Annotated in this window: 9 protein-coding genes and 1 riboswitch; of the genes, 6 read left to right on the forward strand and 3 right to left on the reverse strand. The window is 77.7% G+C overall.

Annotated elements, in window-relative coordinates; genetic code table 11:
- The 4 genes from AC5FZL_RS13390 to AC5FZL_RS13405 all read left to right on the forward strand — a co-directional run.
- The coding region (locus tag AC5FZL_RS13390) for a hypothetical protein (RefSeq protein WP_493619380.1) at nucleotides 1–214 on the forward strand (214 nt) is incomplete at its 5' end.
- Complete coding sequence (dinB, locus tag AC5FZL_RS13395) at nucleotides 211–1,533, forward strand: DNA polymerase IV (RefSeq protein WP_493619382.1); 1,323 nt, start codon at nucleotides 211–213, stop codon at nucleotides 1,531–1,533. The genes AC5FZL_RS13390 and dinB, both read left to right, overlap by 4 nt.
- Nucleotides 1,534–1,565: 32 nt before the next feature.
- Nucleotides 1,566–2,006: an SCO2097 family morphological protein gene (locus AC5FZL_RS13400; RefSeq protein ID WP_493619383.1), complete on the forward strand. Its 441-nt coding sequence runs from the start codon at nucleotides 1,566–1,568 to the stop codon at nucleotides 2,004–2,006.
- Between the two features lie 12 nt (nucleotides 2,007–2,018).
- Nucleotides 2,019–2,082, forward strand: a riboswitch (guanidine-III (ykkC-III) riboswitch).
- 13 nt (nucleotides 2,083–2,095) lie between these two features.
- Nucleotides 2,096–2,365: a CBU_0592 family membrane protein gene (locus AC5FZL_RS13405; RefSeq protein ID WP_493619385.1), complete on the forward strand. Its 270-nt coding sequence runs from the start codon at nucleotides 2,096–2,098 to the stop codon at nucleotides 2,363–2,365.
- Here AC5FZL_RS13405 and AC5FZL_RS13410 read toward each other — a convergent pair.
- From AC5FZL_RS13410 to AC5FZL_RS13420, 3 genes are read right to left on the reverse strand one after another with little or no spacing between them, the layout of a single operon-like run.
- The gene (locus AC5FZL_RS13410) at nucleotides 2,300–4,618 is read right to left on the reverse strand and encodes a transglutaminase TgpA family protein (RefSeq protein WP_493619387.1); all 2,319 of its coding nucleotides are present in this window, start codon (nucleotides 4,616–4,618) and stop codon (nucleotides 2,300–2,302) included. The genes AC5FZL_RS13405 and AC5FZL_RS13410 overlap by 66 nt on opposite strands.
- Nucleotides 4,615–5,823: a DUF58 domain-containing protein gene (locus tag AC5FZL_RS13415; protein WP_493619389.1), complete on the reverse strand. Its 1,209-nt coding sequence runs from the start codon at nucleotides 5,821–5,823 to the stop codon at nucleotides 4,615–4,617. The genes AC5FZL_RS13410 and AC5FZL_RS13415 overlap by 4 nt, the downstream gene beginning before the upstream one ends.
- Nucleotides 5,820–6,755: an AAA family ATPase gene (locus AC5FZL_RS13420; protein WP_493619391.1), complete on the reverse strand. Its 936-nt coding sequence runs from the start codon at nucleotides 6,753–6,755 to the stop codon at nucleotides 5,820–5,822. Before AC5FZL_RS13420 ends, AC5FZL_RS13415 begins: the two co-directional genes overlap by 4 nt.
- Nucleotides 6,756–7,118: 363 nt before the next feature.
- On the opposite strand from AC5FZL_RS13420, the gene mraZ reads away from it, so the two are divergent.
- Together mraZ and rsmH are read left to right on the forward strand one after the other, a co-directional pair.
- Nucleotides 7,119–7,550 carry a division/cell wall cluster transcriptional repressor MraZ gene (gene mraZ / locus AC5FZL_RS13425; protein WP_493619392.1) on the forward strand — a complete coding sequence of 144 codons (432 nt, stop codon included), beginning with the start codon at nucleotides 7,119–7,121 and terminating at the stop codon, nucleotides 7,548–7,550.
- Nucleotides 7,551–7,790: 240 nt separating this feature from the next.
- Nucleotides 7,791–8,742: 16S rRNA (cytosine(1402)-N(4))-methyltransferase RsmH (gene rsmH, locus AC5FZL_RS13430; RefSeq protein WP_493619390.1), on the forward strand; the 952-nt coding region annotated here is incomplete at its 3' end.

Consider the following 8,742-nt stretch of genomic DNA (forward strand, 5'->3'; position numbering starts at 1 on the left):
CGCCCCCGAGGAGGTCGGCGGGCAGCGCCGGGTGCTCGTGCACGCCAGCGGGTTCCGGCAGTCGCCCTACGCCGACCTCGAGCCGGCCGGCGGCGACGTCAAGGACACGCGCTCGCGGGTGGGTGCGGCGGACGAGGAGGCGCTCGAGCGGCGCGCGCGGCGCCGGCCCCCGCGCCCCCTGTGGCACGCCAGCCCGGGGAGCTCGGGCCGATGACCTCCCGCCAGCTCCAGCGACCCGGGGCCGGTGCGGCCGGCGCGGGGCTGTCCGGGGACGACGCGGGCTGCACCGTGCTGCACGTGGACATGGACGCCTTCTACGCCTCGGTGTCCCTGCTGGCCCGCCCCGACCTCGTCGGGCGGCCGGTCGTGGTCGGCGGCGGCGGCAGCCGCGGCGTGGTGCTCTCGGCCAGCTACGAGGCGCGCGCGGCGGGCGTGCACTCGGCGATGCCGGTGGGGCGCGCGCGGCGGCTGTGCCCGCAGGCGGTCGTCCTCGAGCCCGACCACGAGCGCTACGCGCAGGTCTCGCGCGCGGTGATGGCGGTCTTCGCCGCCGTCACCCCGCTGGTGGAGCCGCTGTCCCTGGACGAGGCCTTCCTCGACGTCAGCGGCGCGGTGCGGCGGATGGGCAGCCCGGCGCAGATCGCCCAGGAGATCCGCGACCGGGTCGCCGACGAGCAGCGGGTCACCTGCTCGGTGGGCGTCGCGACGACCAAGTCGGTGGCCAAGCTGGCCTCCGCGCGCGCGAAGCCGGACGGCCTGCTCGTCGTGCCCCGCGACCAGGTGCTGGCCTTCCTGCACCCGCTGCCGGTGGGGGCGCTGTGGGGCGTGGGGGAGCGCACCGAGGAGCAGCTGCTGCGCCTGGGCCTGGCCACCGTCGGTGACGTGGCCCACACCGGGGAGGCGACGCTGCGCCGCGCGCTGGGCGAGGCCCTCGGCTCCTCCCTGCACGCGCTGTCCTGGGGCCACGACCCCCGCCGGGTGGTGGCGTCCGAGCCCGAGCGCAGCACCGGGGCCGAGGAGACCTTCGCCCGCGACGTGAGCGACCCGCGGGTGGTGCTGCGCGAGCTGCTGCGCCTGTCCCAGCGCACGGCCGCGCGGCTGCGCGCGGCGGGGCTGGCCGGGCGCACCGTGGTGCTCAAGGTGCGCTTCGCCGACTTCACCACGATCACCCGCTCGCGGACCCTGCGCGAGGCCACCGACGTCAGCCAGGACGTCTACGCCACCGCCGTGGCGCTGTGGGCCGCGCTGGGCCTGGAGCGGGCCAGGATCCGCCTCGTGGGGGTGCGGGTGGAGGGCCTGGTGGACGCCGCCCGGGCACCCCGCCAGCTGCTGCTCGACGAGCGCGAGCACGGCTGGCGGGAGGCGGACCAGGCGGTGGACGCCGCCAGCGCCCGGTTCGGCGCCGGAGCGGTGCGCCCGGCCGCGCTCCTGCCCGTGGACCAGCCCGAGCACCAGGCCGACCACCGCCCCGGCGACCCGGCTCGACCGAGCGGGCGTCTGGCTTTCCACACCCCTGTCGGGGACCTATCCTGAGGGCTCACGTAGGCACGACCCAGGAGGTCGCGGTGCCGCTGTCCGACCACGAACAGCGTCTGCTCGAGCAGATGGAGCAGCAGCTGCTCTCCGACGACCCGCGCTTCGCCTCCACGATGCGCGGGCCGCGCAGCGCGCCCGCTGCCCGACGACGGATCATCATCGGCGTCCTGGCCGTGCTCGTGGGCCTGGGCCTCCTGGTGATCGCGGTCGCCAACGCCTGGGTCCTGCTGGGTGCCGGTGCGTTCCTCGTCATGCTCGCCGGGCTGGTCTACGCCTTCTCGTCGCCGAGCCCGCGCTCGGGCCCGGTGGGCGTGGTCGGGCCGGACGGCCGCCCCGCCCCGCGGACCGGCTCCTCCGCCGCGCGCGGACGCCACCCGGCCCGCGGCTCGCGCGGCGCGGCCCGCAGCGGCACCTTCATGCAGCGGCTCGAGCAGCGCTGGGACCGCCGGCGCGACGACCGCTGGAGCTAGTCCCCTCCACCCCCCGCGGCGCAGGCGCGCCGTCCGGACGAGGCGCGTCGTACCCGGCCTGACAAGACGACGCGATCGGGAGCCTCGTCGTGGGTCAGGTCGTGCAGGTCGTCGGGTCGCTGCTCATCCTCGTGCCGTTCGTGCTCGCCCAGCGCGGGCGCGTGACGACCACCTCGCGCAGCTACGTCCTCGCCAACCTCGTGGGGTCGACGATCCTCGCCGTCGAGGCCGCCCTCGAGCGCCAGTGGGGCTTCCTGCTGCTGGAAGGGGTCTGGGCCCTGGTCTCCCTCACCTCACTGCTGCGCGCCCCGGCCACCTCGCCCGGAGGGCCGGCGGAGCCGCAGGCCCCGACGGCGTGAGGCCGCGCGCTGCAGGTGCGCCATCCCCGAGGTCGGCCACCACCGCCAGCGCCACGTCGCCGACCGCGGCCGGGTCGCCGCCATCGCCGCGACGACGCTGCGCACGTCCGCGGGGAGGTCGTCCGCGCGGAGGTCGTCCGTGGCCGGGCCCACCCGGGCGCCGGCGTAGCGCGAGCCCTCCACCGCGCTGACCAGCCGGCCCACGGCCTCCGGCGGCGCGCTCGCGACGAGGGTGCGCCCCACCTGCCGCGGGGTCGCCGAGGCCGGCACCCCCACGCCGAGGTCGCCGAGCTGCTCGACCAGGTCCTGCCACGCGGCCTCGGCGCGCTGGGCACCGGTGGCGCGCGACCAGCGGCGCCGGCTCACCACGGAGCGGCTGACCAGCGGGGCCGCGGCCAGCCCCAGCACCAGGGCCAGGGCCACCGGCACCTGCCAGGGCAGGCCGGCCCGGTCCTGCGCCGAGCCGGTGGCGGTGGTGGCGCCCTCCTCGGCGGCGTCCGACCGCGGTGCGGGCGCTGCCGGAGCGGTGGCCTGGGGCTGCGCCCCGGCCGCCGCCGACGGGACCGCCGACGGCGCCGCGACCGGGACGGTCCACTCCGGCGCCGCGCCCGTGCGCGCGCCCGGCGTCGGCTCGAAGCGCACCCAGCCGGCGCCGGCGAAGTACAGCTCGGGCCACGCGTGGGCGTCCTGCAGGCCGATCCGCCAGGAGTCGGTGCCCTGGCGCCCCGGGAGGAAGCCCACCGCCACCCGCGCGGGGATGCCCAGCGAGCGCGCCATCACGGCCATCGCCGAGGCGTAGTGCACGCAGTACCCCGAGCGGTCCTCGAGGAAGTCGGCCAGGGCGCTGGCGCTGCGCGGCTCGGGGGCGTCGAGGGAGTAGGTGAACCCGCCGTCGCTGCGGAAGAACTCCTGCAGGGCCACGGCCCGGCCGTAGGGGTCGGACGCGTCGGCGGTCACCTCGCGGGCCGTCGCGGTGATCTCCTCCGGCAGGTCCTCGGGCACGGTGCCGTAGGCGGCGACCACGTCCGCCGGCGCCGGCGGGGCCGCGGCCAGCTGCTCGGAGGTCGGCTGCACCTGGAGGAACTCCGCGGTGTACTGCTGGCCCGCCCGGGTGCGCTGGCCCTCCTCGCCGGAGACGTTGAGCGTGCTCGGGTCCACCCGCCAGTCGCCGTCGACGTCCACGTCCACCGCCGGGTAGGGCAGCGGCAGCCACTGCTGGCGCAGCGCCCCGACGGTGACCACGTAGCGGGCCCGCTCGCGGGGCGTGCTGCCGTCGAGCCCCGGCGCGGCGGGCATGCCGTCGTCCAGGTCGGCGACCTCGAGGTCCTCCGCGGGGGTGGGCCGCCACGTGTCGCCGTCGAAGGTGTCCACGGTGACGATCCGCAGGGGCTGCGGCGACTCCACGCCGGTGCGGTAGCTCAGCACCACCGCGTCGCCCCGCGTCCCCAGGTCCGCGCGCAGGTCCAGCAGCGGGTCCACCGCGTCGATCGCCCCGCCGGAGCCGGTGCCCGAGCCCGAGCCGCGCACGTCGGCGCCTGCGGTGACCCCCGGCACGAGGACCGGCGCGACCACGGCGAGCGCCACCGAGGCGACGGCGGCGGTGCGCCCCGCGGCGCCCCAGCCCCACGCGCCCGAGCCGGCCGCGTCGCCCGCCGGGCGCCGGTTGACCAGGCGCCCCCAGCGCGAGACCCGCTCGGGGGCGTCGGCGCCGAGCAGCAGCAGGTAGCCGCCGGCGGCGAGGGCGAACCAGCCCCAGCCCAGGCCGCCGGGGGCGAAGACGAGCGCGGTGCAGTGGACGCCGAGCAGCGGCAGGCCGGCCAGGGCGGGGCGGCGGGCGCGCACGGCCAGCCCGTCGACGACGAGCGCCAGCACGCCGGCGCCGGCGGTGATGAGGAAGCGCAGCCCGACGGCGTCGGGCACCGGCGCGGCCTGCTCGCGCACCACGGACAGCCCCTCGGCCACGAGGTCGACCCCCCGGCCCCAGGCCGACGGCCCGGGCAGCAGGCCCAGCACCGCCTGGGCGGGGGCGTACAGCACGCAGAGCAGGACGACGAGCCCGGCGAGCTGGGCGGCGAGGGCCGCGGGGGCGGGCGCGCGCGTGCGGCCCAGGACCGCACCGAGGCCGGCGACCACCGCGGTGGCCAGCGCGACGTCGCGCAGCCACGAGCCGCCCTCGACCACGGGGCTCAGGCCGGCGGCGACGGCCAGCACCGCCACCGCGCCCGCCGCGCGGGGTCCTCCGAGCACGCTCATGCCGCTCCTCCCAGCCTCGCCCACGCCGCGGCCAGCGAGTCCTCGTGGGCCACGTCCAGCACCGTCCAGCCCGCGCGCCGCAGCGCGAGGCCGGGAGCCTGCTCGCGCGGACCCCCCTGCTCACCCAGCAGCAGCGCGACCGCGCGCATTCCGCGCTCGGGCACCCGGGCCAGGAGGGCGAGGTCGGACGGCCCCAGGCGGCCGAGCACCGCCACGACGAGCCCGTCCTGCCCGGAGGCCGCCACCGCCCGCAGCGCGGCCGCCAGCTCGCCCTCGTCGCCGAGCTGGACGTCGGCGAGGTCGTCGAGCAGGCCGGCCGCCGCCGCCGAGGGCCCCTCGACCCAGCGCCCCGCCCGCTCGCCGCTGACCACGCGCACCCCGGTGCCGGCCGCGGCCAGGGCGGTGGCCACCGAGGCGGCGGCCGAGACCGCCCGCTCGAAGGACGAGCGGGGCCCGCCGGCGGTGTGGGCGCGGGCGCGGCGGTCCAGGACCACCGTGGCGCGCTGCTGGCGCGGCTGCTCGTCCTGGCGCACCATCAGCTCCCCGCGGCGGGCGGTGGAGCGCCAGTGCACCCGCCGCACGTCGTCACCGGAGCGGTACTCGCGGGTGCCGGTGCCGTGCTCGCCGGCGGCCACGGCGCTGCGCTCGCCGTCCTCGCCGCCCCCGCTCCAGCCGCTGGCCCCGAGCAGGGCCGGCAGCGGCTCGACGCGGGGCAGCACGAGCAGGGGGTCGGTGCCGCCCACGCGCACGGGCACCTCGCACAGGCCGAGGGGATCGGTCACCCGCACGCCCAGCGGCCCCACGCGGTGGCGCCCGCGGGCCGCGGGGTGGACGGTGTAGGCGACGGCGCTCGCCCGCCCGGGGCCCAGGCGGTCGAGCACGAAGCGCGGGGCCGGGCCCAGGGCGTGCGGGAGCACGTCCTGGGCGAGCAGCACCCCGGTGGGCACTCGCGAGGGGTTGCTGAGGTCGAGCCGCACGCGCGTGCTCGCGCCGGCCGGCACCCGGGCCGGGGTGGTGGTGCGGGTGGCGGAGAGCCGCTGCCCGCCGCGGGCGGCGAGCAGGAGGCTCAGCAGGGGCAGCACGAGGAGCAGGACGGCGATCCGCAGCAGGTCGCGCTGGCCCAGGAGCAGCCCGCAGACGCTCGCGCCGGCCCCCGCCGCGAGCACACCGCGCCCGCGAGGCGTGAGCCCGCGCAGGAGGCTCACCGCCCCGCGGTCCTCGGGCCCGAGGAGATCGCGACCGACCGGAGGAGCCCGTCGAGCACGTCGGTGACCGAGCGCTGCCCCATCTGGGCGTCGGGGGTGAGCATCAGCCGGTGGGCCAGCACCGGCGCCAGCAGCTCCTGGACGTCGTCGGGCAGGACGTGGTCGCGGCCGTCCAGCGCCGCCGCGGCGCGGGCGGCCCGCAGCAGGTGGAGGCTGGCGCGGGGCGAGGCGCCCAGGGCCACGTCGGGGTGCGCGCGCGTCCCGGCGACGAGGTCGAGGAGGTACTGCTTCACCGCCGGCGAGGCGTGGATCCCCGAGGCGGTGACCGCCGCCCGGCGCACGGACTCGGGGTCGGCCACGGGCAGCAGGTCCTCGAGCGGGTCGTTCGCGCCGTGCTGGTCGAGCATGGCCAGCTCGGCGTCCTGCGACGGGTAGCCCATCGAGACGCGCGCCATGAAGCGGTCGCGCTGCGCCTCGGGGAGCGCGTAGGTGCCCTCCATCTCCGAGGGGTTCTGCGTGGCCACCACCATGAACGGCGGGGGGAGCGGGTAGGTCAGCCCGTCCACGGTGACCTGGCGCTCCGCCATGCACTCCAGCAGCGCCGACTGCGTCTTGGGGGAGGCCCGGTTGATCTCGTCGCCGACGACGACGTTGGCGAAGACCGGGCCGGGCTTGAACTCGAAGCTGCGGGAGGAGGCGTCGTAGACGCTCACGCCGGTCAGGTCGCTGGGCAGGAGGTCGGGGGTGAACTGCACGCGCCGCACGGTGCAGCCGGTCGCCTGCCCCAGGGCCTTGGCGAGCAGCGTCTTGCCCACGCCGGGCACGTCCTCGACGAGCAGGTGCCCCTCGGCGAGCAGGACGGTCACCGCCGTGCGGACGACGTCCTGCTTGCCGACGACGACCGACTCCACCGCCGCGCGCACCCTCGACATAACCTGCGCGAGGTCGTCGAGACCCTCGCGGTCGAGCTCGTGCTCCTGCGGCTGCGTCAGCGACACGGGCGAACGCTACGTCACCCGGCCTCCACGGCGCTCCACTCCGGCGCCCGGGCCGCTCGCCCGCGGCCCCCGCGCCCCCCTCCGAGCGCTCCGGCGGGGGCCGTCCGGCGGGGTGGGGACGGCGACGCGCCACCGCCCGCAGCGGCCCTCCTCCTCGCACCACCCCTGTGACCTGCGCAGATGCCCCGGGTGCCGGCCGAGATGAGCCGTTGATCATTGACGGTGGGGGGTAGTGGAGTAATGTGGAGGGCATGAGGAGCGCGGGTGGTGCTCCCGTTCTGCGGGGGGTGGTCGGGGGTGTTCCTCGGCACGCACTCCCCGCACCTGGACGACAAGGGCCGCCTGATCCTCCCGGCGCGCTTCCGCGACCAGCTGGCCGACGGCCTGGTGGTCACGCGCGGTCAGGACCGCTGCCTCTACGTCTTCCCCGTGGCCGAGTTCGAGCGGCTGCACGACCAGCTGCGCCAGGCGCCGCTGTCGAGCAAGCAGGCTCGCGACTACCTGCGGGTGCTCCTGTCCGGGGCCTCCGACGAGGTGCCGGACCGGCAGGGGCGGATCACCGTGCCGCCTGCGCTGCGCAGCTACGCGGGGCTGACCCGCGACTGCGCCGTGATCGGGGCCGGCTCCCGGGTGGAGATCTGGGACCAGGCCACGTGGTCGGCCTACCTCGCCGAGCAGGAGGGCGCCTTCTCCGCCACCGCCGAGGAGGTCGTCCCCGGGCTCTTCTGACCCGCTGAGCGCCGGCCGCGCGGTGCCGCCCACCTGTGGGCGCGTCCCGCTCGGCACCCCCGTCCGGCCAGGCCTCCAGCCGCTCCTCGCGTCCTGACGCACCTTCCCCGGTGTCAGGCCGCACGGCGCCCCCGGCGCACGTGGAGCGGATGGGGACCTGGCCGGACGGTCGCGTTGAGATCCCTGTTGAGTCACAAGAGCACCATGAGTCACACTGGCCACGGCAGGGAGAGGGAGGACATGGAGCAGCGGACCGACCAGCGGCACGTCCCGGTCCTCCTCGACCGCTGCGTGGACCTCCTGGCCCCCGCGCTGAGCGCTCCCGGCGCCGTGGTCGTCGACGCCACCCTGGGTCTGGGCGGCCACAGCCAGGCGCTGCTGGAGCGGTGCCCGCAGGTCCGGCTCGTGGGCATCGACCGCGACCCGCAGGCCCTGGAGCTGGCCGCCGCCCGCCTGGAGCCGTGGTCGGACCGCACCACGCTCGTCCGCTCCGTCTACGACGCCCTGCCCGAGGTGCTCGAGGACCTGGGCGTCGACGCCGTCCAGGGCGTGCTGCTCGACCTCGGCGTGTCCTCGCTGCAGCTGGACGAGGCCGACCGCGGCTTCGCCTACGCCCAGGACGCCCCCCTCGACATGCGGATGGACCCCACCGCCGGGCTCACCGCCGCCGACGTCCTCAACAGCTACTCCTCGCCCGACCTGGCGCGCGTGCTGCGCACCTACGGCGAGGAGCGGTTCGCGAAGCGGATCGCCGACGCCGTCGTGCGCGAGCGCGAGCGCGAGCCCTTCGAGCGCAGCGCGCGCCTCGTGGACCTGGTGCGGGCCTCGGTGCCCGCCGCCACCCGCCGCACCGGGGGGAACCCGGCCAAGCGCACGTTCCAGGCGCTGCGCATCGAGGTCAACGGCGAGCTCGACGCCCTGCGGGCCGCCCTGCCGGCGGCCGTCGACGCCCTCGCCGTCGGCGGCCGGATCGTCGTCATGGCCTACCACTCCCTGGAGGACAGGATGGTCAAGCAGGTGCTGGCGGCCGGTGCGAGCAGCACCGCGCCGCCCGAGCTGCCCGTCGAGCTGCCCGGCCACGCGCCGCGGCTGCGCCTGCTGACCAAGGGCGCCGAGCTGGCCCCCGAGGAGGAGGTCGCCGCGAACCCGCGGGCCGCCTCGGTCAAGCTGCGGGCGGCCGAGCGCGTCCGCC

It is taken from the genome of Quadrisphaera sp. DVD1, from assembly GCF_058932755.1.

What these genes read in the sequence shown, in the direction of transcription:
- dinB (WP_493619382.1), top strand. Translation starts at nt 211, where the DNA reads ATGACCTCCCGCCAGCTCCAGCGACCCGGGGCCGGTGCGGCCGGCGCG.
- AC5FZL_RS13410 (WP_493619387.1), bottom strand. Translation starts at nt 4,618, where the DNA reads ATGAGCGTGCTCGGAGGACCCCGCGCGGCGGGCGCGGTGGCGGTGCTG.
- AC5FZL_RS13420 (WP_493619391.1), bottom strand. Translation starts at nt 6,755, where the DNA reads ATGTCGAGGGTGCGCGCGGCGGTGGAGTCGGTCGTCGTCGGCAAGCAG.